This window comes from Litoribacillus peritrichatus (assembly GCF_039537985.1).
Lineage (GTDB): Bacteria > Pseudomonadota > Gammaproteobacteria > Pseudomonadales > Litoribrevibacteraceae > Litoribacillus > Litoribacillus peritrichatus.
The window spans coordinates 1,259,432-1,284,551 of record NZ_BAABBN010000007.1; the positions used below are offsets into that span (position 1 = coordinate 1,259,432).

Below are 25,120 nucleotides of genomic sequence, written 5' to 3' on the forward strand. Positions count from 1 at the left end.
TTATGATCAGGCGTGTGTCTATGATTCTTGGGGCCAGCCGTACACCTTCATATTTATTTTGTCATTCAGTGGAATGATGTTTTCCGCTTTGAGCCGATCGGACTGAACTTGATATTTCGCCGAGTCTTTGGGGAAAGAGATTTTTCCCTGGCCATTGATTACCCGATGCCAAGGCAGCTTTGAGTCGTTAGGCAGGTGTTTTAAAACCTGGCCCACATGTCTGGAATGATTTGGGTATCCGGCCAGTTGTGCAATTTTTCCGTAGCTGGTGACTTTACCTTTCGGAATTTGTCCCAATATATAGAGAACGGCATCATTAAATTGTTGTCTAGAGTCATTCACGTCATAATTCCTATATAGGTATTTGCCTGACATTTAAGTCCATTAAGGTTTGGTGTTCATATGCGTTGGTTGTTTTTGTTGTTTTGTACTCTGCCGGTCATCGAGTTGGTTATTTTGTTGAAACTGGGAAGCTGGCTTGGGATTTGGCCTACGGTGGCACTGATTCTAGGAACTGCTTTCATTGGTGTAAACCTTTTGCGCCAACAAGGTTTAAAAACTTTGAGCCGAGCAAACTTAAAACTGTCCAGTGGTCAAATGCCTGCCAAAGAAATGGTGGAAGGCATCGTATTAGCTGTCGGTGGTGCACTTCTGTTAACACCTGGTTTGGTGACGGATGTTATCGGTTTCTCTTGTCTGCTGCCGGGTACGCGTCATATGTACATCGCGTTTGCTATGAAGCGCATGCAGTTTGTGGCGACGCAATCCATCTATACTCAGACATCCTCACCGGACTTAAACAGTGTGTTTACCCAGCAGCAGACCCGAACTCAAACCTCTGAGCGACCAAAGTCCGTGAATGGCGTGATTGAGGGTGAGTTCGAGCGCAAAGATAAATAATGAAAAAATCGTCAGAAATTTAAATTTTTTTCATTTTTTGCCCTTGAAATTATTCCCCGAGTCCCAAGATAAAGAACTATCTAAAATTTGCGCTGATAAACAGCGTATTTCTATCAATATTAACGTTTTAAGTGGGAGACACTTATCGATGAAAATTCGTCCTCTAGGTGATCGTGTAGTTGTACGTCGTAAGGAAGAAGAGACTAAATCTGCTGGTGGCATCGTTCTACCTGGTTCTGCGACTGAAAAGCCAAATCAAGGTGAAGTTTTGGCGGTAGGTAATGGTCGTGTTCTGGATAATGGCGACGTTCGTCCAGTTGATTTGAAAGTTGGCGACACTGTGTTGTTCGGCGGCTACGTACAGAACACAGTAACAGTTGAAGGCGAAGAGCTACTAGTTCTTAGCGAAGCTGAAATCTTTGGTGTGGTTGAAGCTTAATCCTATAAAAATGAATGGACTGATCCTATGAAGCCGGATCAGTTGAATGGATATATTTATACAGGTAAATAGAAATGGCAGCTAAAGACGTAATATTTGGAAATGATGCACGCCAAAAAATGTTGGCAGGCGTAAATGTTTTGGCAGACGCAGTAAAAACAACATTAGGCCCTAAAGGTCGTAACGTTGTTTTAGATAAATCTTTCGGCGCACCAACAGTGACTAAAGACGGTGTTTCTGTAGCGAAAGAAATTGAATTGAGCGACAAGTTTGAAAACATGGGCGCTCAAATGGTTAAAGAAGTTGCTTCACAAGCGAATGATCAGGCGGGTGACGGTACTACTACAGCGACCGTTCTTGCTCAGGCATTCGTTAATGAAGGTTTGAAATCTGTTGCGGCGGGCATGAACCCGATGGATCTTAAGCGCGGCATCGACAAGTTGTCTGCAGCGGTTGTTGAAGAACTTAAGACAATGGCAGCACCATGTTCTGACTACAACGCAATCAAACAGGTTGCGACGATTTCTGCTAACTCTGACGACGCAGTGGGTACTGTTATCGCAGACGCAATGGAAAAAGTAGGTAAAGACGGTGTTATCACTGTAGAAGAAGGTTCTGGTTTCGAAGACGAGTTGGACGTTGTAGAAGGTATGCAGTTCGATCGCGGCTACCTGTCTCCATACTTCATTAACAACCAGGAAACAATGAGTGCGGAACTTGAAAACCCATTCATTCTTTTGGTTGACAAGAAAATTGCAAACATCCGTGATCTTCTTCCGGTACTGGAAGCCGTTGCTAAGGCATCTCGCCCACTATTGATCATTGCTGAAGACGTTGAAGGCGAAGCACTTGCGACGCTTGTTGTGAATAACATGCGCGGTATCGTTAAAGTTGCTGCAGTTAAAGCGCCTGGTTTTGGTGATCGTCGTAAAGCAATGCTTCAGGACATCGCGATTCTGACTGCGGGTACTGTGATCTCAGAAGAAGTTGGCATGTCTCTTGAGACAACGACGCTTGAGCACTTGGGTTCAGCGAAACGTGTTACTCTGACTAAAGAAAACACAGTAATCGTTGACGGCGCTGGTGATAAAGATGACATCAATGCTCGTGTTGCTCAGATCCGTACTGAAATTGAACAGTCTACATCTGACTACGATAAAGAGAAGCTTCAAGAGCGTGTTGCTAAGTTAGCAGGCGGTGTTGCTGTGATTAAAGTTGGCGCAGCTTCTGAAGTAGAAATGAAAGAGAAGAAAGCTCGTGTTGATGATGCACTTCACGCAACTCGCGCAGCAGTTGAAGAAGGTGTGGTTGCTGGTGGTGGTGTTGCACTGGTACGTGCATTAACTAAAGCTGGTGAAGTTCTGGGTGCGAACGAAGATCAAAACGTAGGTGTTGCTCTGGCACGTCGTGCACTGGAAGCGCCTTTACGTCAAATCGTTGCTAACTGTGGTGAAGAAGGCTCAGTTGTCCTTGAAAACGTTAAGGGTGGCGAAGGTAACTACGGTTATAACGCTGCTGCAGGCGAATACGGAGACATGATCGAGTTTGGTATTCTTGATCCGGTTAAAGTAACGCGTTCTGCTCTACAGGCGGCTTCATCTGTTGCGGGTCTGATGATCACAACTGAAGCGATGATTGCTGATGCTCCACAAGAAGGTGGTGCTCCAGCTATGTCTGATATGGGCGGAATGGGTGGAATGGGCGGTATGGGCGGCATGATGTAATCAGCCCTCTACTGTCGCTTTCAAAAAACCCTGCTTTTTAAGCAGGGTTTTTTTATGTTTGTCATTTAATAAGGATACAGTTAGCCTATTGCGTTCGATAGAAAGGGACAATTATCGATCAAAATGTGCAACAAAGGCGAAAAAGGATCAAATTACCCGAGAGGGTGGTTGTGCTGGTTCATGTCGTCTCTATAATAGAGCGCTACGTAAAAATAATAATTAGACTCAAGGATTGAATTAGAGGGTTTCCATTTGTGGTCAGTAATTAAAGCGGCACGTTGGTATGTGCTGCTGACATTGGTGTTGTTTTCGTTTTTTCTGGTAATTAACTTTCCTGCGCATTATGCATGGAAGTTGGCGAAGGAGCATGTTCCTGGTTTACCGGTAAAAATTTCATCGTTGACCGGAACGGTTTGGCGTGGAACCGGGACGATTGGTTATCAACACTTGTCAGTGCATGCTAATTGGCGTTTAAATCCTTGGTCTTTATTTTCTTTAAGTCCTGAGTTAGAGATAAGCTCCCAAATAGATCGCCATACAAAATTAAGTGGTTTGGTGAAAGTGTCCTCCGAGCGTTTACAAATACAAGAGTTGAATGGCTCATTGTCTGTGCCCGTTATAAACCCGTATTTAAAAGTTCAGAAAGTTACCGGGAATGGCATTGTTAGCTTGTATAACCTTGGTTTAGGATTTGACTATAACAATAATGTCTTTGAATTTGCGGAAGGGCGGCTGATGTGGAAAGACGCGAAAGCCAGTTATCCCGGTCCTAAAGGTATCGAAAACATAGAGTTACCTGATATTGTTGGTAAATTAACAAGCGATGAAAACGGTGCTTCGTTGGATGTGATGTCTGGTGCCGATGGCAGTGCCCTGGCTTCAGCCTTTGTTATGAATAAAGGCTGGGCTGGTGTCAAGGTTAAAAAGCGAAGTGTAGACTTGGTTGGTCAAACGTGGGTTGGAAATCAACAACCGGATGACATTATTTTCCAAGTGAGAGAGAAGCTTTGGTAATTTATCAAAGTGCGATAACTATTTATTGGTTTGTGAATGATTAGTAATTTAACACCTGAAAAGTTGCTTACGATAACCAAAACAGCAAAAGTTGTGGTTACTCTGCTGTTGTGCGTGTGGTTGTCGAACATAGCGGCTAAGGCGGTATGGTTGGTTGTGGCACCGGAGCCAATTCCCGAGATTGTTGCTTCGGCTGGTTCATCGACTGGACTAGATGCAAAGCGCTCTATGGTCAGCAGGAGTGTCAGTATTGCAAGCGAAATTTTGTTTGGAGAAGCGCCTAAAGTGACAGAAGTCGCTCAAACAGAAGTCGTGGATGCCCCTAAAACTCGTCTAAGGTTGAGGTTGCTGGGGGTGTTTGTCGGGCAGAAAACCACTTTGTCGACGGCCATTATTTCCGAACAGGGAAAGTCTGATGCAGAGTTTTATCATGTTGGTGATACCGTTCAGAATGGTGTTCGTTTAGACCAAGTATTGGCCGATCGCGTGATTTTGAACAGAAACGGTCGCTTGGAAGCGTTGTATTTTGATGACGACAAAGACTTGTTTGAAGTTCAAGAAAAGGCTGAGCCAGACGTTGCTCAACAGCAAGAAGAAATTAATACCGTAGACCAGTTTGCTGCTGCAGCGCAGAAACAGTGGCAAGCCAACCCGCTAAGTGCATTAGGTGCGGTAGGCTTTGAACCTGTGAGTAAAGATGGTCAGGCTTTGGGGTATCGGTTCTCTGGACATAATCCGGCGATGGAACGTTACGGCATTCAAAAAGGGGATGTCATTTTATCCGTGAATGGCATCGATGTGGGTGATACCAGTTCAGATGGTGAATATTTAGATCAAGTATTTGAGCAAGGAGAGGCGAGCGTTGTTGTTGAACGTGGTTCTCGCCAATTCGAAATAACTGTTCCGCTTAAATAAGAAGTTTAAGGTATGGGTGTTAAGATGTTTTATGGAATAAATAGAGTAGTTAAGGCAAGCGTACTGTGTATTGTGCTTGTTACTTCGTCTTTAGCTATGGCTGCTCAAGATACTTGGAAAGTAAATCTTAAAGAAGCCGATGTTCGGGTGTTAATCAGCCAGATCGCCGACATTACGGGTAAAACCTTCGTGGTTGATCCCAGAGTCAAAGGCAAAGTGACTGTGGTATCGAATACCGCCTTACCCACGGATGAAGTTTATCAGTTGTTCCTGTCTGTGCTTCAGGTGCATGGTTACACCGCCGTAGATAACGGCACTGTTGTTAAGGTCATTCAGCAAAACCAAGTGAAGCAGGAGGGTGCTGGGTTTGATGCCAAAAATCGTAAAAAAGGTGAAGAGATTGTTACTCGCGTCGTAAAAGTTACCAATACCAGTGCCATTGAGTTGGTGCCGATTTTACGGCCAATGGTTGCCAAGTATGGTCACTTAGCGGGTGTTGCATCTGCGAACTCTTTGATCATCAGTGATCACGTGACCAACATTGATCGTATGATGGCGATTATTCAAAATCTGGACAGCTCAGAAAGTGAAGAGCTGGAAGTTGTTCAGCTAGAGCATGCCTGGGTAGGTGATCTTAAAGGCATTCTTGAAAAGTTAATTCCGGACGTTGGTAAATCCAAAAACAGCACCATTTCTGTTGTCGCGGATGAGCGTAGCAATCGCCTGATTGTTAAAGGTGAAAAATCAGCAAGAAATAGAATTATTTCTTTGGTCAATCGTCTTGATCAACCTGTGAAACAAGACGGCTCTGCCCGTGTGATCTACATGAATCACGCAGATGCTGAGAAAGTGGCTGAAACTCTGAAAGGTTTAGTGACTACAGGAGGTTCTGGTAAAGAAAATAAAGGTCAGCAAAAAGCCAATATTATTGCCGACAAAGACATGAATGCGTTGGTGATTAAAGCATCGCCGTCGGATATGGCAGAAATGGAAGATGTGATTCGTCAGTTGGATATCCGCCGTGCGCAGGTATTGATTGAATCAGTCATTGTCGAGGTTCAGGGAATTATTGGAGATGATTTAGGTATTCAGTGGGCTTTGGGTGGTTTTGGTGATTTCCCGGGTTTAGGAACCAACTTTACAAACGTTGGGGTGAGTACTGCTGATGTATTAGGTGCTTTGACTTCTGATAACACATCTACTTTGACGCCAAGCAGTGGTTTTACTGGTGGAGTTGGTGGTGAAGGTAAGTTCACATGGGGCGCTTTAATTCAGGCTTTGGAAGCCGTAACAAATAGTAATTTGTTATCTACTCCAAGTATCATGACCTTAGATAACCAAGAAGCAGAAATTGTTGTTGGCCAGAATGTTCCGTTTGTCACAGGTTCTACCACCACCTCGGGGGATGGAACATCTAACCCGTTTCAAACCATTGAGCGACAAGATGTGGGTGTGACTTTAAAAGTAGTGCCTAAAATCACGGAAGGAAATGTTGTTCTGTTAGATGTGGAACAAGAAGTTGAGTCTGTAAATGTAACCTCAAGTTCAGGTGCAACGGATTTGGTCACGGATAAACGTACACTGAAGACGTCTATTTTGGTGGATAATGAACAAACGGTTGTGTTGGGTGGTTTAATTTCTGATGAGGTTTCAGAGGATGTTCAAAAGGTGCCTTTATTAGGTGATATTCCTTGGTTGGGGAATTTATTTAAAAGTACTAAGATTTCTAAGACAAAGCGTAACCTTCTTATCTTTTTAAGGCCAACCATTCAGCGTACGCGTGAAGATATTGAATCGATTACACACAAGAAGTACGAAGGTTTGTGGGAGTTAAAATATAACAATTACAAAGCCAAACAAGGTCTTGAAAACGAAGAGACTAAGATCGAAATGATTGCCCCTACATACGATGAATTTTTTGAAGGGCAAAGAGAAATCTTTATAAAACCCAAAGATAAGCCTGAAGAAAACGAATAAATAAAAAAGCCGACTTGATGTCGGCTTTTTTATGCTTGGTGTTCTAAGCCTCTGCGCTTTTTGGTTTAACCGTTGAAACGGCTAAGGTAAACCCGAACAGACCGATCAGCCAAATAAAGAGAATCGGCAGGGAGGCGAAGCTGGCAACGTTCGCCTGCAGTGCCTTCTCTTTAAACTCCACCAAGTAGAAATACTTGATTTGGTTTTCGTACCAGGGAACATCAATTTTCGAGAAGTAGGTTTCCTGTGATGATGCGTTGTGGTTTCCTGAGAGCATGGCGTTCATTGCGCGCCAAAGTTCGGGGTCGTAAAAGCCAATATTTTCCACGAATGCGCTTTTGGCTGACCAATCTTTATTGAGTGCCTTAGACTCTGCAACGTAATTGCCTAAACTGTCCAGCATAATGACATTTTGGCTTAGTTCACCAAGTTCGTTAGCGGTGACGGAGAGCAACTCATTGATATTTATGTCTATGTACAAATGGCCTAGCCGCAGATCTTCATAGTGTATTGGTGTTGTAAATCGAAATAACTCTTGTTGTGTGTTTTGATCGCTGTGGCCGGATTCACTCAAATAGTTGAACAGCACATCATCGTTGTTTAATAGGCTGACTTGCATCCAGTAGCTTAATAACTTGTTTTCTATGTCAGAGAAGTCAGTGGGTGTATGCTCAACTTTACCCACATAGAATAAGTCGTTGGTTTCTTCTTCGACGACACCAATACGTTCGATGTAAGGAGCTTCTTTAATATGGCTGTCCCAGTAATTGGATATGTGCTCCGCAGGCTCATTTATGTCGGCTAAAAACTCCACGGTTTGATAATCTCGGGCAAGGTGCAGTGTGAGATTGCGAGCTTGGTTAATTTTACTGGAGGTTGATGTCACCCAGTCTGCCAGGTTGTAGTTGCTGACCTGGCGTGAAGTGGCTTTTTGAGAGTCTCGGTTAATGGCCAGATAACTGATAAATACCGCCAAAGTCCATCCTAACAGCAAGCTGATTAATATAAATCGATAGGGAAGTGCACTTTCAGAGGAGTCTTTTAGATAGGAAGGGATATCTCGCATTCGTTATTCTGCCTTTATTAAGTGCCTATTAATAAATGTAGCAGAGTGAGTTTTGGCTTGATGAAACTCATTGTTGAACGCTTGGTACAGGTGACCGATTCACAACTAAAAACGCCTGTTGTTCATGTAGAACACAGGCGTTTGGAATTCTTGGGTTTAGGATCGCTGATTGGCATTATCCTAAAAGATTACCAATAATAGAGATCCTCAAAATAACATGCTAACGCACGAACATTTTTCTGTTCTTTGTCATTGTGGGGTACGCAGATTTCGGGTTCCATAATTTTATCCTCCTGATATTGTAATTATTAACAGAACGCCATGCCTATGCAGACACAGGTTAAAGTATAGCCTGTCATTCAAAGGCTGCCTGACCATTGGTCTGGTTTAGGCTTCAGGAATTAGGCTGAGTTATTGCCAGAATTGAAGGTTTTCTGCTGTCTTAGGGGGTGAAATATCTGGGTTGTTTAAGTCAAAAATCACTCTGTTTTTAAGATCTGCTTTATCCAGAATATGCTGAATAAAGGCTTGGGCCATAAAAAGAGATTGGTGTTTGCCATTTTTATTGATGTGCGAAAGCCCGGTATCAAGCCGCCTGTACAAGGCATCATTTGATTGATTTACAAAGAAGTACACAGGGGCCTGGTAGCGAAGTAACAGTCGTTTTTCAACGACCAGTTCGGGGTCATTTAAATGGCTGAGTTCGCCCCAAGGCTCAGAAACACCTCTTGGAAAATAGTCGAAGCGACGGGCTTTAAGCATGGAAAACAGAGACTGATAACTGGGGCTTTCAACGACCTTTAATCCATTGGTCTTTAATATCTTTGTGTCTGGCCAATACCGCCCTTGACCAGCTTTGAGTTTTTTCAGTTGATCCAATGAACGAATTTTATTAAAGGTAGGCTGGTCTTCCCGGTTAATAATAAAAATTCTCAGGCCGAATAAACCGTTAAGTAAGGGTCTTCGAATGGCCTTGAGGTTGGTTTCCCTCTGTTTGGAGGTCATGGTCCAGAGCAGGTTAATTCTGTGATTGGATTGAAGCATCAATACTGCGCGTGTTTGAGGAATCGTGGAGTTTAAGTATTGAATTTCATAGGGGCCGAATTCCTCTTCTGTGGCTTTGAGCACCAAGTGGAGTAGGTCAATAAAGTACTGATCTTGTTCGTTGGTGATGTTTTCGATGGCCGGTAAGGTGATGATGGTCGGTGCTTCATCGGCAGATGATAAGGGGACTTCGACTAACGTTAAAAAACACGTACAAAAGAACAGCCGTCTAATGAAGATATGGCGGGTTGGCGAATGTAAGAATGATAATTCAGCGGAGGATAAAAGCCGGTAAGAAACACCGGAGATGGTGTTTCTTACCCATGCAATGCCTAAAAGGAAACTAGCTGTTTTCTTCGCGAGCGATTGCGCGATAGCCGATGTCTGTACGGTAGTAAACACCGTCCCAGTTAATTTGTTTCGCCAGTAAATAGGCTTTTTGCTGAGCTTCAGACACAGTATTACCCAGTGCTGTAGCGCATAATACGCGACCACCATTGGTAACTGTATTGCCTTCATGTTCAGCGGTACCTGCATGGAAAACCTTAATCCCTTCAACTTCCTGTTGCGGCAGACCAGTGATTATATCACCTTTCTTATACGCTTCAGGATAGCCGCCTGCAGCTAAAACCACACCTACAGAGGCTCTTTCGTCCCACTCAACGGTAGTGGAGGCCAGTTGACCATCAATGGCTGAGAGACAAAGATCCGCCAAATTAGACTTTAAGCGAAGCATGATTGGCTGTGTTTCAGGGTCACCGAAACGGCAGTTGTATTCAAGAACTTTTGGTGTGCCGTCTTCAGCAACCATGATGCCTGCGTATAGGAAGCCACGGTAGCGGTTGCCTTCATCCTGCATACCCTGAACGGTAGGCACAATGACTTCGCGCATGATGCGGTCATGAATGTCCTGAGTTACGACTGGCGCAGGTGAATACGCACCCATACCACCTGTGTTTGGCCCTTGGTCGCCATTATCGCGTGCTTTGTGATCTTGCGAAGAAGCTAATGGCAAGATGTCAGTACCATCCACCATAACGATGAAGCTTGCTTCTTCACCGGTCAAAAACTCTTCAACCACTACGCGAGAGCCGGCATCGCCAAACTTGTTTCCGGCCAGCATGTCTTCGATGGCATCAATGGCTTCTTGCTCGGTTTGTGCGATGATTACGCCTTTACCTGCAGCCAGCCCATCCGCTTTAATAACAATCGGTGTGCCTTTTTCTTTAACATAAGCAACCGCTGGCTCGATTTCAGTAAAGTTCTGATACTCCGCCGTTGGGATGTTATGACGAGCCAGGAAATCCTTTGTGAATGCTTTAGAGCCTTCCAGTTGAGCTGCGCCTTTCGTTGGGCCAAATGCTTTTAAGCCTTCTTGCTCAAAACGATCTACCAGACCTTCGACTAATGGCGCTTCCGGGCCAACAATGGTCAGGTCAATGGCTTCTTTTTGAGCAAAGGCAACCAGCTTATTCTGATCAAGAACGTCAATATTAACGTTTGTTAGATTTGGTTCCAGTGCGGTACCTGCGTTGCCCGGAGCTACAAATACCTGTTCAACGTTTTCAGCTTTTGCTGCTTTCCATGCAAGGGCATGCTCACGACCGCCTGAACCAATCACCAATACTTTCATGATGTTCTCTCTTCTTCCTGATAGTTAAAAAACAGCAACGGGCCTGATTGGAATCGGCCCGTAAATTCTGTCGTTGCGCGCTTCTTATCACCTGGTATTTTGTGATTAAGGCGCACTTATAAGACAAATAATAGTCGTTTCTATTTAAACTTTAGTGCTTAAAGTGACGCATGCCAGTAAAGACCATCGCCATGCCATGTTCGTTGGCTGCGTCAATGACTTCCTGATCTCGCATTGAACCGCCAGGCTGAATCACGGCATTGATGCCTGCCGCTGCCGCTGCGTCTATGCCGTCACGGAACGGGAAGAAGGCGTCAGAAGCCATGACCGAACCACGGACTTCAAGGTTTTCGTCAGCGGCTTTAATACCGGCAATTTTAGCGCTGTAAACACGGCTCATCTGGCCTGCGCCGACACCGATGGTCATTGCATTTTTAGCGTAAACAATGGCGTTGGATTTAACGCATTTTGCTACTTTCCAGGCGAACAACAGGTCGCGCATTTCTTCTTCGGTTGGTACTTTGGTTGTGACGACTTTCAGGTCACTTTGTGACACCATGCCACGATCCAGATCCTGAACCAACAGACCGCCGTTGACGCGCTTGTAGTCCAGCGCTGGTGTACGATCAGCAGACCACTGGCCGCACTCAAGTACACGAACATTCGTCTTGGCGGATGTCACCTCTAAAACACCAGCTTTGACGGATGGCGCGATAATCACCTCAACAAACTGTCGATCAATGATGGCTTTCGCCGTTTCTACATCCAGCGGACGGTTAAAAGCGATGATGCCACCAAATGCAGACGTTGGGTCTGTTTTAAAAGAGCGATCGTAGGCTTCCAGAATGGTTGCGCCGGTCGCTACGCCGCATGGGTTCGCGTGCTTAACGATGACACAGGCAGGTTCTTCAAACAGTTTGACGGTTTCCAGTGCTGCATCAGTATCAGCTACGTTATTGAATGACAACGCCTTACCCTGAAGTTGCTTCGCAGTAGAAACGCTGGCTTCAGCTGGATTCTCTTCAACAAAAAACGCGGCTTTCTGGTGAGGGTTTTCACCGTAACGCATGTCTTGGGCTTTAATGAACTGAGTATTAAAGGTACGAGGCAAGTCGCTTACTGTGTCACCTTCAATATTACGGTTGCCAAGGTAGTTGGCAATGGCGCCGTCGTATTGAGCTGTATGTTCGAAGGCTTTAACCGCCAGGTCAAAACGGGTTTCAAGGCTTAACTGACCTTGGTTGTCAGACAGTTCTGCCAGAAGCGCGTCGTAATCGGTGGCGTTAACAACGATGGCCACGTCTTTATGGTTTTTAGCCGCAGCACGTACCATGGTCGGGCCGCCGATGTCGATGTTTTCAATCGCAGTCGGTAAGTCACAGTCCGGACGAGAAATCGCCTGTTGGAACGGGTAAAGATTCACGATGACCATATCAATGGCATCGATGTTGTGCGCTTCCATGACCTGGTCGTCGGTACCACGACGACCCAGAATGCCACCATGAATTTTCGGATGAAGCGTTTTTACACGGCCATCCATCATTTCAGGGAAACCTGTGTGCTCAGAAACCTCTGTGACCTTGATGCTGTTCTCTTGAAGTAAGCGATAAGTACCGCCTGTTGAAAGTAATTCAATGCCTAAATCGGAAAGAGATTTTGCAAACTCAACGATACCTGCTTTATCAGATACGCTGATAAGCGCGCGTTTTACTGGTTTTAGAGCTGTTGTCGACATGGTGTTGTCTTTACCTGTTCTGGTTAACGACTGACTGTGAAAGAGGGGGCTGCTTCTCTCGAAGCAGACAAATTATAGTAGACCGTACTGCTTTAACTTCTTACGAAGCGTCCCGCGATTAAGACCAAGCATGACCGCTGCTTTCGTCTGGTTGTCGCGTGTAAAAGTCATAACGGCGTCCAGCAGAGGTGCTTCAACTTCTGAAAGAACCATGTCATAAACGTCTGTTACGTCTTGGCCATCCAGGTGATTAAAATAATTTTGCAGTGCTTTTTCAACGCTGTCGCGCAGTGTTTGATGCTGTTCTACCGGAGCAGTCAGGTGTTCTCTAAATCGGTTAGCTTCCGGGTTGGACTGGTCCACGGTGGCTTCGGCAGTATCAAAAGGAATCATGCAGCTATACTTCCTGTGCGTATTAATTGATGGAAAAACGTTTGGATTGCTGCAAGTTGTTCTTGGCAGCTTTCTAAACGGTTAAAGTCTTTTTTAAAGATTTCATGAGTGGGTTGGGTTTGTAGGTACCAACCGACATGTTTACGGGCAATTCGAACGCCCATAAAGTCACCATAAAATTCGTACAGTGCTCTCAAATGTGAAAGGAGCAAAGTTTGTATTTCTGTAGCGGTAGGGGCTTTCAGCTTTTCCCCTGTCTCAAGGTAGTGGTTTATTTCATTAAAAATCCAAGGACGACCTTGAGCGGCGCGACCAATCAGCAGACCGTCTGCTTGTGTGTACTCCAACACTTGGAGTGCTTTTTCGGGGCTGTCAATATCGCCATTGGCAAATACTGGGATACTGACTTCCGACTTAATTTGTTTGATGGCTTCGTAATTAACCGGGCCGTGATATTTACACTCTCGGGTACGGCCATGGATCGCTATGGCCGTGATGCCAGCATCTTGCGCAAGATGGGCAACTCTTATTCCGTTGTGATGGGCTTGAGACCAGCCTATTCGGGTTTTTAGGGTGACGGGTATGTCGACACTTTCAATCACCGCATCCAGAATTTCTTTGACGAGCCCCTCGTCTTTTAACAGTGCAGAGCCAGCTGCTTTATTGCAGACTTTCTTTGCCGGGCAGCCCATGTTGATATCAACAATTTGGGCGCCTCTTTCGGCGCTTAATTTGGCTGCTTCAGCCATCATCTCAGGATCACCGCCAGCAATTTGTACTGATCGAATGCCTGGTTCTCCATCATAGTTCATCCGCAAAGAAGATTTGGCGGTTTTCCATAGCCGCTTGTCGGATGTGATCATTTCGGAAACGGCCATGGCTGCGCCCAGTTGTTTACACATAATACGAAAAGGACGATCGGTGACGCCTGCCATGGGGGCAAGTACCAGTCGATTGTCTAATGTGTAAGGGCCCAGCTGAATCAAAAATAGCTCCGAAAGTTAATGTCTAAATGGATTGATCGAATTTTGTTCGATGGTAATAAGACAGGGGCGCTATGATAACGATTTCGTCAGTGCTGGAAAAGGCTGTAGATGTAAAAAATTGTCTAGAAAGTGATCATTTTGTACTTGACATTTATGGATAGAACTCGATTCGGTAACTTCTTGCGTTTGCACCTGGGTCAAGGATCTTGAATGCGATATGAATTGGGGTGTTGGTTGGCATGTTCGTGACCCCTGACAGTTCACCGCCAAGGTATTGTTTTGGCAAAATTAGGCCGCTGGCAATATCCTGTCCGTCATTGTCACTGAAGATTAACGCTAATTTCGGGAACGGCTGAGTAAAGGAAGCCTGATTTAAAATGACAGCGTCAATGAGTAAGTGTTTATTGTTTTTGTTATCGCTACGAACGATTAAGTTACTGGCTCGTATTTTTTCAATGGCTCTGACGTGCGGCAACTTGCAGTCGATAATCTGGCAGGTGACGCTGTAAGCAGGCCTAAGGCTTGGTAGTTTGGACCACTGGTTGAAATTCAGCCAGGCAAGTTGAAGGATCAGTCCACTGATGGCGAATAGACAACCAACGCTCAAGGCTACGGTCGAATATATCTGCTTTTTATCAGCGGTGGTTTTTTCAGTGCTCAGGTAAACCGGCTCACTTTCTATCTGAGGGCCATTTATCTGTGAACGGGAGAAGTCGTCTTCTTCCTCTTCTGAAAACTGAAATGCGTTATTGGGGGCGCTGTCGGATTTGGGAACCGTTTCCTGGGGCGTGTTTTCATCCTCCTCCACGGAGCTGTCGAGTTCTCTCAGCAGCTCTTCGGCCCAGCTGTCGTCCTGCTGGTTGTCCGACTCTTCACTTTTACCAAACAGTTCATCGGCGTCGATGTCTTCACCGTCAAGATCGTCCGTGATGGTTAGAAACGTTTCTTCGGGTTCTATGTCTTGTTTGGGCGCCGTGTTCTTGGATTTAGGCTTCTGTTCGGGAGAGAACATTTCATTGACGCTGTCGTCTGAAAGGTCGAAGTCCTGATCAATCTTGCTGATGGTGTCCTGAGGGCCGAACATGTCGTCCATCTCAAGCTTGTCTTCGTTTGCAGGAGGCGGTGTCGGGGCGTCGTTATTCAGGGCACTGTATTCCACGGCATTAAATACATGCAGGCAACTGCCACAACGCACCAGACCTTCTGCAACTTTCAGCTGCTCATTTCGGACTTTAAACGAAGTCTGGCATTTCGGGCATTGAGTGATCAGTTCCGCGACCATGGCGCAAATCCTAGTTCCTGTAACTCGGTATAATCCATTAATGGGTAAAAATCAGCTGCCGCCGTCTTGGCTGAGATCATTTTACATCACGAGATCATAGCTGACGCAGCGTATTCCGTGAAGGTTTGGCTATTTCTTTTTCCCTGTGATGAGTACCCAGTCTTCTTTTTGCTGTATTGGATTTAAGTCAAAATACTGGCTGTAGGTTTCATAAACTTCATTGGCCTGATCGGATAAAATGCCGGATAAAGCTAAGTAACCACCCGATTTGGTGTTGCTGCTAATGACCGGAGCCAGTTCTACCAGAGGGCCTGCCAGAATATTTGCAACGGTCACGTCGGCCTGGCAACCCTGGAATTCTTCCGGGAGAAATAATTCAATTCGATTCCGTTCCAGGCTGTTTCTTTCCATGTTATTAGTGGTTGCGATCAGTGCCTGGGGATCGATGTCGACACCAATTGCATCTTGAGCCCCAAGCAATAATGCGGCAATGGCTAAAATGCCTGAACCACAGCCATAGTCCAGAACTTTTGCATTGGTCAGTGGTAAACCGTCTAAGTATTGAAGGCACTGAAAGGTCGTAGGGTGAGTGCCAGTACCGAATGCTAAGCCAGGATCGAGAATCATGTTAACGTCGTTCTTATTCGGTGGCTCATGCCAGCTTGGGCAAATCCACAGACGCTCACCACACTGGATCGGTTTGAAGTCGTCCATCCAGGCTCTTTCCCAGTCCTGATCTTCAACGGTCTCGGAAGTGATTTCGTTTGGAATCTGCTGTTGATTGGCAAACGCCTGGACTTCCTTAACGATGTGATCAATAGCAAAGTCTTCGGTAAACAGGCCGACCACTCGGGTGGACTTCCAAAGCGGAGTTTCACCTGGCAAGGGTTCATAGATGGGTTGGTCTTCAGGGTCTTCGAGTGTGATTGAGCTGGCGCCAATTTCAAGCAAGAAATCTTCGAGTGCTTCAGCGGACTCTGCTTGGGTGGTGATCTTGATTTGTAACCAGCTCATGTTGTTTTCCCGTAATAAAGATTCTTAGGTTATCGAAATAAATGACTATTTACGTTTGAGTATGCTTTCCAGATAGTGAATATTAAATTCGCCTTTGCAGAATCCTTGGTCGCTCATCAGTCTGCGATGCAATGGGATGTTACTTCGGATACCGTCGATCAACATTTCTTCCATCGCGCTCTGCATGCGCTTGATGGCCTGAGTTCGGGTTTCCGCATGGCTGATCACTTTGGCAATTAATGAGTCATAGAATGGCGGTACGGTGTAACCCGCGTATAAGTGAGAGTCCACACGAATGCCTGGGCCGCCAGGGGCATGATAAAACTTAACCGTACCGGGCGAAGGAACAAAGGTTTTAGGGTCCTCGGCATTAATGCGGCTCTCGATGGCATGGCCGGAGGATTTGATATCGCTCTGCTGTATAGATAACGGCTCGCCACCGGCGATTAACAGTTGTTGTCGAATAAGGTCAACACCAGTGATTACTTCCGTAACCGGGTGTTCGACCTGAATTCGGGTGTTCATCTCAATGAAGAAGTACTGGCCATTTTCATAAAGAAACTCAAAGGTGCCAACGCCTCGGTAATTGATTTCTTTACAGGCCCGGACGCAGGCTTCAAATACGGCTGCTCGTGCTTCGGGGTCCAGGTTGGTTGCCGGTGCTTCTTCGATGACTTTCTGATGTTTGCGTTGAATGGAGCAGTCTCTGTCATAGAGATGAACTGCATTTCCCTTTCCGTCGGACAGAACCTGAACTTCAATGTGCCTTGGGTTCTCGAGAAACTTTTCCATATAGACAGTGCCGTCGCCAAAGGCGGCCAATGCTTCCGCTTTGGTGACTGAGACGGCATTTAACAGCGAAGCTTCACTGTGAACAACGCGCATGCCCCGGCCACCCCCACCGGCGGCGGCTTTAATGATAATCGGGTAGCCAATTCTCTGAGCCACTTTAATGATGGCGTCTTTATGATTTGGCAAAGGACCGTCAGAGCCGGGCACTGTCGGAATGCCGGAGCGTTTCATGGCGCGAATCGCTGACACTTTATCGCCCATCAGGCGAATGACTTCCGGAGATGGGCCTATAAATGTAAAACCGCTGCGCTCAACTTGTTCTGCAAAGTCTGCGTTTTCAGCGAGAAAGCCGTAGCCTGGGTGAATGCCCATTGCATCGGTGACTTCCGCCGCGCTGATGATGGCCGGAATGTTTAAATAACTGTCAATGGGTTGGTTTGATCCAATACAAACCGATTCATCGGCCAGCCGTACGTGGAGTAAATCCCGGTCTGTCTGGGAGTGTACGGCAACGGTTTTTATGTTCAGTTCTTTACAGGCTCTTAGAATGCGAAGGGCAATTTCGCCTCGGTTTGCAATGACAACTTTATCAAGCATGAAACGGACTCAGATGGAAACGGATGGATCGTAATCGATGACAATAATCACCAGTGTTTAAACAATGGTGATCAGTGCCTGGCCAAATTCAACGGGTTGGGCGTTTTCAATCAGGATGGCTTCAACCACACCTGAACGATCTGCCTCAATTTGGTTCATCATTTTCATAGCTTCCACGATGCAAATCACATCGCCCGCTTTGACGTGTTGGCCAACTTCAGCAAAAGCCGGTGAAGAAGGCGACGGTGCCCGATAGAAGGTGCCGACCATGGGCGACGTGACCACATGTCCCACAGGTTGGCTGCTTTCCGACTTTTCTTCTTTGATTGGGTCTTCGATCACGGTGGGTGAAGAAGTGATGACCTGAGGCTGAACTGGTGCCGGGGTATTCAGTCGTCGACAAATTCGAATGGACTCTTCACCTTCTTTGATTTCCAGTTCTTCTATGCCTGATTCTTCAATCAGTTCAATGAGCTTTTTAACTTTTCTTATGTCCATGGTATTGGCTCCAAGTCAATCTATTTGGCTTGAGAAATCTTTTTAGTGGCAGCATCCAACGCGTAGTGGTAACCGTCCGCTCCGAGACCACAGATCACAGCTTGTGCCTTATCTGAGAAATAGGAGTGGTGCCGGAAAGCTTCTCGTTGGTGTACGTTAGAGAGATGCACTTCAATAAATGGAATTTGTACGGATAACAAAGCGTCTCTGATTGCGACGCTGGTATGCGTGTACGCTGCCGGATTAATAATGATGTATTTGACCGATTCTTGAAAAGCCTGCTGAACTCTTGTCACCAGTTCACCTTCGGTATTGCTTTGAAAAGTGTCCAGTGTCAGGCCAGTGGATGTGGCTTTATGGGTTAATTCACTGTTAATGTCATCCAATGTTTTAGAACCGTATATTCCAGGTTCTCTAACGCCTAACATGTTGAGGTTAGGTCCATGAATAACAAGAATATCCGCCATAAATTCACCAGAATCGCCATTTTTGTATTTTGGTCGCAGAGTGTGCACAAATTTGATGCAAGTGTCCATAATGTGAGGCCAGAAAGTTCGAGAAAACCACACTTTTTTCAGAACATGTCTACAAGATCGCAACAAAGTTTGTTCGATTTGATAATCACGATAGGTGATAAAATTAGAAATTACATTCAAAACCGGGCAAAAAAGCTCTTTTTATCGTTTTTCAGCCAAAAAACGATAAAAAGAGCTTGTCAGGTTTGGGTGGGAAAGCCTTAGTTGGCGCTGGAGTAGAGTCTTACGCAGTTTCTGCCGGCATGTTTGGCTTCGTATAAGGCCTTATCGGCAATTTCAGAGAGGTTTGCGGATTCTTCCATGCCCGGTGACAGTGCAGCAATGCCACAGCTGAATGAGACGAAAAAGTCCGTGTCACCGGCAGATTGGGCGATTTTTCTGAATTTGGCCAGGATTTCGTTCATTATCATGACGGCGTCAGTGGCCGCCGTGTTTGGCAAAACCACCGCAAACTCTTCGCCACCATAACGGCCAATAACATCACTTTTTCTCAGACGTTGTCGTAAAAATAGTGACAAACTTTTAATGACCTTATCGCCTATTGGGTGGCCGTAGGTGTCATTTACCTTTTTAAAGTGGTCAATGTCTACCATCGCAAAACACAAGGATGTATTTTCTCTTTGTGCATTTTGTACGGCACTTTCCAGGCAGTGAAGCGTGTGCGTGTGGTTGTATAAGCCTGTCAGGCTGTCCCGAACCATGAGTGCTAATAAAGATTTGGCGCGTTTACCACGGTTTCTGATGGTTCGGATCAAATAGTCCGGGTTAATAGGTTTGGTGAGGAAGTCATCGCCTCCTCCCAGACTCATGGCCTGCAGTTGTTTGTTGATGTCATCTTCTGCGGACAGAAAAATGATCGGCATGCTGACCCATTTTTCATGCTGTCGAATGATGTTCGCCAGCTCAGAGCCGGTACAGCCAGGCATATACATATCGAGAATGACCAGGTCAGGCTGGAACTCTTCCAGAGTATCCAGAATCAGCATGGGGTCGGTAATGACTTTGGCCGTCATTTTCGCCTTTTTCAGCGTGGTGTCGATAAAGTGGGCCTGAGATCTGGAGTCGTCGAGCACCAGTACTCGATAGTCGTTGTCCTGGCTATCACTGCCCTCGGTATCCATGTGTTCTATGAGTCGGCCAGGATCAATGGAGTCAAGGTAGAAAGATTTACTGCCCGTTCGAATGGCTTTCAGCCGCGTCTCTAATGAGCTTCGCCCCTTCGACAGGAAACTGACAGGAAAATTCAGTGTATTCGCAGAAGACAGGTTTTCAACGAATGCTATCCCGGAATCTGGATCACCGGCAAAATCTACGTCCATTACTAAAATTGACGGTTGGGTGATTCTTAAATGCTGTTCCAGTTCGTTAACCGTTGACAGTATTTTGCACTGCAATCCGAAATAACTGAGTTGACGGGACAGTTTTTCTGCGTAGTTGGTATCAAGGATGGCTAAGTATATAGGCTTTCGTAATTTCAGCTGGGGTGTCGAAGAGGCATTGCCCTGATCGGACTTACGCAATGTGATTTTGGCCAGATCCCGTACCCGTTGGGTGAGTGTTTCTAAATCCTGGGTCTGCTCTGAATCAATGAGTTGGGTCAGTATTTTATCGATGGCCTGGGCGACCGTCAGATGATCTTCATCTTGATAGCGCTCTGCGTAGCCAATCAGTCGCTGGTTTATGAGAGACAGTTGTTTTAAGTTATCGGTGTTCCAGCCTGATTTGTTGAAGCTCTGCCAGGTGCTAATCAATCGACGTGATTGCGTGGTGGCTTTGCTAACGGTAGAGGTGTTTCTAGGCGTGCCAGTGTCTGTCATGTAAATTAGCCAATAATCCTGAATAATGATAACGCATGGTATATCGGATGTTTGTAGAGATTTTTATTTTATTCTCAGTAGGTTGTAGTTTAGTCTAACTGCTGAGGTTGTCTTGTAGTAAATATTGATGAAGTGAATATTTATCCAATTCACTATAGACAGCTTTCAGATTAACTGTATAGGCTTAGTCAGTGCTAAAGCAATGAATCAAAGGTTTCAGATTGAAACGGGGTATACAGGATGTTACACATTTACGTTGGAAAACACGCTGGCAGTGTTTGCTCATGATGCGGGTTTAATCTCATGGTTCGGTTAAAGCGCTATTTTATTGTGCGTAGCCTTCAGTGGCTGATCCTGATTTCGCCAGTCTGGCTGGTCGTGGCCAGCACTAAAATCAGTGATGATGTGAAAGCGGACTTTCAGCAGATGTTAACCGACGTTCGGTCTTTGCCCGAGCTTGAAAAACTGGAGCGGGTTAATCAGTATTTTAATGAATCGGTTCGTTTTATCAGTGATCAAAGGCATTGGGGGGTTGAAGATTACTGGGCAACCCCTTACGAGTCTTTACAGCGGCGCGCCGGAGATTGTGAAGATTTTTCCTTAGCAAAGTATTTTAGCCTGATTAAAGCAGGCGTTGACCCTGAAAAACTTAGAATAACTTATGTAAAGGCCATTGAATTGAAGCAAGCACATATGGTGTTGGCCTATTACAGCAAACCTTCCGCAGTGCCTTTAGTGTTAGATAATTTAATTCCGCAAATTAAACCGGCTCCGGAAAGAAGAGACTTGGTGCCCGTGTACAGTTTTAATGGTAATGGCTTTTGGTTGAATAAAATGTCTGGGAAAACGGTACGCCTTGGCGGAGCTTCCCGAGTGTCTATGTGGGCTAAGTTTCTGGATAAAATGGCAGAGTACGATCCAATGGGGTTATTAGAGGCGCCTCAACCATAAACTGCCTTGAAACCGTAATCCCGGATTGAGAGTATACCCGTCCTGGGGAAGTTAGACTGAAAAGGAGAGTTAGTCGTGACCCTGTTTCAACGACTTGTAGTAATGACCATGATGGTGTTGTTTTTGGCGCTGGCCGGGAATCTGATTTCTGGTGTGTGGTCAGTTAAAGAGCATTTGAATCGTCAGTTGAATACCAATGCTGAGGATGCTGCCCGTTCGCTCGCCATTTCGATGAATACGGCGTTGCGTGAGAACGACAAAGGCAGTCTTGAGACCTTGCTTAATGCAATGTTTGATGGCGGGGAATACCTCAGTATTCGGGTTTTTTCAGTGGATGGTCGCCTGTTGATCGAAAAGATTGCTGAGCAAAACACCAGTAAAGTACCCGTCTGGTTTAAATCGACTATTTTATTTACCAGCATTACCTCGGAGGCAGAGGTTTCGGATGGCTGGCAGCAATACGGTCGGATTTTCGTAACGCCCAATACAGAGAAGAGTTATTTAAAACTTTGGAACATTTCCAGCACCATGATCGTGTGGGTCTTGATGTTGATGATGGTGACGTTGCTGATGATCGTGTTATTCATGCGAGCTTTGCTCAAACCTTTGTCGGATATGGAGCATCAAGCCAACGCCATTTCAAATCGGGACTTTCAGACCATTCCTTTACCAAAAGCCAGAGAGCTTCGTCGGGTTGTGATGGTTATGAACGGCATGGCTGAAAAATTGGGTCAGCTTTTTTCTGATCAGGCGGAGATGACTGAACAGCTCAGGGAAATGTCTTATCGGGATTCCTTGACCGGTTTGTCGAATCGCCGGGATTTCGTGGCTCATTTTAAGTCGTATCTGGACCCTCGGCAGGGATGTCAGAGCGGAGCTTTGATCCTGATCGGGGTACGCGCATTTGATAAGTTTAATCAGGAGCACGGTACTGGAAAAGCCGATGAGCTTTTGGTTCAGATATCCAATCAAATTAAAGAGTTCAGAAAAGACCACTCTAAGATTGTTACGGCCCGTTTAAAAGGGGCTGAGTTTGGAATCTTTATACCGGACATTGACCGGGAATATGCGTTTCAGGTGTTGCAGCAATTGTTCAAACAGATATCAATGCTGGAGTCGGTTGCGAACCAGCAAGATATGTTAGATCGAATGCACATCGGCTTGGGTTACTTTTCCGATGTGGGTAACCAGCCGATTCCTTCCACAGGCGAACTGATCAGCCTTGCGGATCAGGCGTTGCGTCGAGCGCAAGGTCGTGGGCGAAATTGCGTACTTATGTTGTCGATGAATGACTCCAAAGAAGCTGACGGTGTCATGGGCGATCAAGCATGGCGCAGCTACCTTGAGCAGGTCATGGATCGACGTGCAGTGAAACTGCTGTATCAGCCGGTTAAACAGTTTGGCATCAGTTCCGCGCTGGATTATGAAGTGTTGGCCAGAACGGACTACAAAGACAGCTTGGTGACAGCCTCATTATTCTGGCCGATGGTAGAACGTTATCAGTGGACCGAAGCGTTCGATCGCTTGATCATCACGAAAGCGATGTCGTTGATGGCCAGCCAGCCGAAAGATCTGAGGTTAACCATCAATGTGTCACCGAAATCGCTGGTATCGCCGAAGTTTGTGGCTTGGTTAAAGCAGATTGCTCATGAAAATAAGGCGTTGTCTAACCGGATTGTGATCGAAGTCTCCGAGTATGCACTGCATCATGATGCGGAAGCCATGATTAAGCTGTCTAAAGAGCTGACAGACAGCGGTATGCATATGGCGATTGATCACTTTGGTGCAAGTTCTGGCACATTCAGTTATCTTAACCGCATAAAAGTGGATCACCTGAAAGTGGACAGAAGTTACATTCGTGATGTGCATCTATCGAAGGACAACCAGTTCTACATTCGGTCGCTGGTACAAATTGCCCATAACCTGGATATTAAAGTGTATGCAGAAGGCGTGGAGACGGAAGAGGAGTACCAGGTGCTCAAGTCTCTGGGATTGGATGGTGCAATAGGGTACTTATTTGGTAAGCCAGTAGGTGAACCGCAGTAGTATATTCAGTCAATAAATATCATATAAAATAAAGAAATGGAGCGAGTAATGGAAAGAAAAACCTGGTATGTAGCTGCCTCGGGGGTGGGAGTTTTGGCTTTCTTATTAGTCCTCTTAGGCTGGTATTGGAGTTCAGAGCCTGATTCGTTTGATGTTGTGCAAAGCTCTTCTGTGTATGCAGAAAAAAACGGTCAGAATCTGGTAACAGGCTCAGTCACGACTTATACATTGATTGAAATCATCGATACTTTGTTGAACAAATCGGGCGGTTATATTTCCAACGATGTGGTGCCGCCGGGCCTAATGATGGACAACATGCCGAACTGGGAATTCGGTGTCTTGGTTCAGGTACGGGACATTGCCAGGGCTTTCCGAAGAGATTTCAGCCGCTCACAGTCCCAATCTACCGAAGATAAGGATTTAGCTAAGGCTGAGCCTTTGTTGAACTTTGATCATCGAAGTCGCTTTTTTCCATCTTCCGAATCTCAGTATTCAGATGCGAATAACTACTTAACGTCTTACTTGGGACGCTTGGCAAATCCAAACAAACCGGAAGCGCAGTTTTACGCTCGGGCCGATAATTTAGCGCGTTGGTTATCGGATGTTGAAACTCGTCTGGGCAGTTTATCTCAGCGTTTAAGTGCTGCGGTGGGTAAGCCAAGAATCAATACTTCGTTAGCGGGTGATACCGTGACTCAACCGTCAACGCCAATCGCAAACATTGAAATTGTACAAACGCCTTGGCTTGAAATTGACGATGTGTTTTATCAGGCGAGAGGCACCAGCTGGGCGTTGATTCAAATTTTGACGGCCATTGAAACGGACTTTCGTCCTGTTTTAGAAAAGAAAAACGCCAAAGTGAGTCTGCAGCAAATTATTCGTGAACTTGAAGCAACTCAGGACTCAGTGTGGAGCCCGGTAATCCTTAATGGAGAGGGTTTTGGTATGCTGGCGAATCATTCTTTGGTGATGGCGTCTTATATTTCCAGAGCGCACGCCGCTATCATTGATTTAAGGTACTTGCTCGAACAGGGCTGATTGGTATGAGGTCAGGGCTGCTCAAGACTGTTGAGCAGCTTATCCGCAAGGTACAGTAATCTGACTGCCTGCTCTTTTGGCAGAGTATCGCGATAGGCGTGCTCTGCAATCTCTTTTATTTCTTCTGCAATTCGCCGAGTATTTTCTGCAAGGTTAGCCGAACTATCTGGGGTTTCGTTTGACTGAGGAGTCTGTATTGGGTGGCTGATTAAATATTCGGCGAGCTGGGTGTCTATTTTTAATATGTGGTTCTTGAGCCAATTAACCAGAAACTCCTGAATGATGATGGCATCTTCAACGGACATGCTGTCCAGATCGGTTTGGCAACCATTAAGCTCGGCAATGAAAAGCTGGTGTTGCTTTTTATGCTTTTTAAGTTTGTCTGAGGGGTAACCACTTGCTTCCATCAGGTTTTCTTCCGTGGTGAAGTGGTAGCGGGTGTAATCAAATAGGCGTTGCAGAACAGAGTTGAGCTTTTCCGGTGTAAAGCTGGACTCGATGGCGTCGTGCAGTTCATTTATCAAGGCAATCAAAGTCTGATGTTGGTTATCAATCTGCTTGATACCCACGGCGTATTCTGGTTTCCAGCGAAATAACGTCATTTTCTTGCCAAACCTATCTGAGCTTATTACTCATAATACTAACCATGAACAGCAAAACTTGTATTGATTTTGATCAATGACGTATCAACTCATGGGAAGTTGGTTTATAGTCGCACTAAAA

At 45.6% G+C, this 25,120-nt stretch carries 23 protein-coding genes; 9 read left to right on the forward strand and 14 right to left on the reverse strand.

Features of this window, described 5'->3' with window-relative positions; genetic code table 11:
- Positions 1–18 precede the first annotated feature (18 nt).
- Entirely contained in the window at positions 19–342 is a 324-nt protein-coding gene (locus ABD744_RS15360; protein ID WP_344799418.1) for an MGMT family protein, read from the reverse strand.
- A gap of 60 nt (positions 343–402) precedes the next feature.
- On the opposite strand from ABD744_RS15360, the gene ABD744_RS15365 reads away from it, so the two are divergent.
- From ABD744_RS15365 to gspD, 6 genes are all read left to right on the forward strand, one after another.
- Positions 403–900, forward strand: a complete 498-nt coding sequence (locus ABD744_RS15365) for an FxsA family protein (protein ID WP_344799419.1) — start codon at positions 403–405, stop codon at positions 898–900.
- A 148-nt stretch (positions 901–1,048) separates the two neighbouring features.
- Positions 1,049–1,339: a co-chaperone GroES gene (locus ABD744_RS15370; protein WP_344799420.1), complete on the forward strand. Its 291-nt coding sequence runs from the start codon at positions 1,049–1,051 to the stop codon at positions 1,337–1,339.
- 74 nt (positions 1,340–1,413) lie between these two features.
- The gene (gene groL, locus ABD744_RS15375) at positions 1,414–3,063 is read left to right on the forward strand and encodes a chaperonin GroEL (protein WP_344799421.1); all 1,650 of its coding nucleotides are present in this window, start codon (positions 1,414–1,416) and stop codon (positions 3,061–3,063) included.
- A gap of 252 nt (positions 3,064–3,315) precedes the next feature.
- On the forward strand, positions 3,316–4,077 hold the full coding sequence (gene gspN, locus ABD744_RS15380) for a type II secretion system protein N (RefSeq protein ID WP_344799422.1): 762 nt from the start codon (positions 3,316–3,318) through the stop codon (positions 4,075–4,077).
- Between the two features lie 36 nt (positions 4,078–4,113).
- On the forward strand, positions 4,114–4,992 hold the full coding sequence (gene gspC, locus ABD744_RS15385) for a type II secretion system protein GspC (protein WP_344799423.1): 879 nt from the start codon (positions 4,114–4,116) through the stop codon (positions 4,990–4,992).
- 24 nt (positions 4,993–5,016) lie between these two features.
- Positions 5,017–6,969: a type II secretion system secretin GspD gene (gene gspD, locus ABD744_RS15390; protein ID WP_344799424.1), complete on the forward strand. Its 1,953-nt coding sequence runs from the start codon at positions 5,017–5,019 to the stop codon at positions 6,967–6,969.
- Between the two features lie 43 nt (positions 6,970–7,012).
- On the opposite strand, the gene ABD744_RS15395 is transcribed toward gspD, so the two are convergent.
- The 12 genes from ABD744_RS15395 to ABD744_RS15450 all read right to left on the reverse strand — a co-directional run bounded on the left by ABD744_RS15395 (position 7,013) and on the right by ABD744_RS15450 (position 20,362).
- Complete coding sequence (locus tag ABD744_RS15395; RefSeq protein ID WP_344799425.1) at positions 7,013–8,035, reverse strand: hypothetical protein; 1,023 nt, start codon at positions 8,033–8,035, stop codon at positions 7,013–7,015.
- Positions 8,036–8,446: 411 nt separating this feature from the next.
- Positions 8,447–9,481: a hypothetical protein gene (locus ABD744_RS15400; protein WP_344799426.1), complete on the reverse strand. Its 1,035-nt coding sequence runs from the start codon at positions 9,479–9,481 to the stop codon at positions 8,447–8,449.
- Positions 9,423–10,712, reverse strand: coding sequence for a phosphoribosylamine--glycine ligase (purD, locus tag ABD744_RS15405; protein ID WP_344799427.1), 1,290 nt, complete (start codon positions 10,710–10,712; stop codon positions 9,423–9,425). Before purD ends, ABD744_RS15400 begins: the two co-directional genes overlap by 59 nt.
- Positions 10,713–10,863: 151 nt before the next feature.
- On the reverse strand, positions 10,864–12,447 hold the full coding sequence (gene purH / locus ABD744_RS15410; RefSeq protein WP_344799428.1) for a bifunctional phosphoribosylaminoimidazolecarboxamide formyltransferase/IMP cyclohydrolase: 1,584 nt from the start codon (positions 12,445–12,447) through the stop codon (positions 10,864–10,866).
- A 72-nt stretch (positions 12,448–12,519) separates the two neighbouring features.
- Positions 12,520–12,840, reverse strand: coding sequence for a DNA-binding transcriptional regulator Fis (fis, locus tag ABD744_RS15415; RefSeq protein WP_425562176.1), 321 nt, complete (start codon positions 12,838–12,840; stop codon positions 12,520–12,522).
- Positions 12,837–13,826: a tRNA dihydrouridine synthase DusB gene (dusB, locus tag ABD744_RS15420; protein WP_344799429.1), complete on the reverse strand. Its 990-nt coding sequence runs from the start codon at positions 13,824–13,826 to the stop codon at positions 12,837–12,839. Before dusB ends, fis begins: the two co-directional genes overlap by 4 nt.
- Positions 13,827–13,977: 151 nt before the next feature.
- Positions 13,978–15,108 carry a DUF3426 domain-containing protein gene (locus ABD744_RS15425; RefSeq protein ID WP_344799430.1) on the reverse strand — a complete coding sequence of 377 codons (1,131 nt, stop codon included), beginning with the start codon at positions 15,106–15,108 and terminating at the stop codon, positions 13,978–13,980.
- 129 nt (positions 15,109–15,237) lie between these two features.
- Positions 15,238–16,122 (reverse strand): 50S ribosomal protein L11 methyltransferase, encoded by an 885-nt coding sequence (gene prmA, locus ABD744_RS15430; RefSeq protein WP_344799431.1) that lies wholly within the window; start codon positions 16,120–16,122, stop codon positions 15,238–15,240.
- A 45-nt stretch (positions 16,123–16,167) separates the two neighbouring features.
- The gene (accC, locus tag ABD744_RS15435; protein WP_344799432.1) at positions 16,168–17,511 is read right to left on the reverse strand and encodes an acetyl-CoA carboxylase biotin carboxylase subunit; all 1,344 of its coding nucleotides are present in this window, start codon (positions 17,509–17,511) and stop codon (positions 16,168–16,170) included.
- A 57-nt stretch (positions 17,512–17,568) separates the two neighbouring features.
- Positions 17,569–18,009, reverse strand: a complete 441-nt coding sequence (accB, locus tag ABD744_RS15440) for an acetyl-CoA carboxylase biotin carboxyl carrier protein (RefSeq protein WP_344799433.1) — start codon at positions 18,007–18,009, stop codon at positions 17,569–17,571.
- Positions 18,010–18,029: 20 nt separating this feature from the next.
- Positions 18,030–18,476, reverse strand: a complete 447-nt coding sequence (gene aroQ, locus ABD744_RS15445) for a type II 3-dehydroquinate dehydratase (RefSeq protein WP_344799627.1) — start codon at positions 18,474–18,476, stop codon at positions 18,030–18,032.
- A gap of 269 nt (positions 18,477–18,745) precedes the next feature.
- Entirely contained in the window at positions 18,746–20,362 is a 1,617-nt protein-coding gene (locus ABD744_RS15450; RefSeq protein ID WP_344799434.1) for a GGDEF domain-containing response regulator, read from the reverse strand.
- Positions 20,363–20,665: 303 nt separating this feature from the next.
- Between ABD744_RS15450 and ABD744_RS15455 the strand changes: the two genes are divergently transcribed.
- The 3 genes from ABD744_RS15455 (at position 20,666) to ABD744_RS15465 (ending at position 24,397) form a co-directional block, all read left to right on the forward strand.
- Positions 20,666–21,313 carry a transglutaminase-like cysteine peptidase gene (locus ABD744_RS15455; RefSeq protein ID WP_344799435.1) on the forward strand — a complete coding sequence of 216 codons (648 nt, stop codon included), beginning with the start codon at positions 20,666–20,668 and terminating at the stop codon, positions 21,311–21,313.
- A 75-nt stretch (positions 21,314–21,388) separates the two neighbouring features.
- Positions 21,389–23,359, forward strand: a complete 1,971-nt coding sequence (locus tag ABD744_RS15460; protein ID WP_344799436.1) for a bifunctional diguanylate cyclase/phosphodiesterase — start codon at positions 21,389–21,391, stop codon at positions 23,357–23,359.
- Positions 23,360–23,407: 48 nt separating this feature from the next.
- Positions 23,408–24,397: a DUF2333 family protein gene (locus ABD744_RS15465; RefSeq protein ID WP_344799437.1), complete on the forward strand. Its 990-nt coding sequence runs from the start codon at positions 23,408–23,410 to the stop codon at positions 24,395–24,397.
- 11 nt (positions 24,398–24,408) lie between these two features.
- Here ABD744_RS15465 and ABD744_RS15470 read toward each other — a convergent pair whose 3' ends face one another.
- A complete protein-coding gene (locus ABD744_RS15470) occupies positions 24,409–24,999 on the reverse strand; it encodes a bacteriohemerythrin (RefSeq protein WP_344799438.1) in 591 nt (196 codons plus the stop codon).
- Between the last annotated feature and the right edge of the window lie 121 nt (positions 25,000–25,120).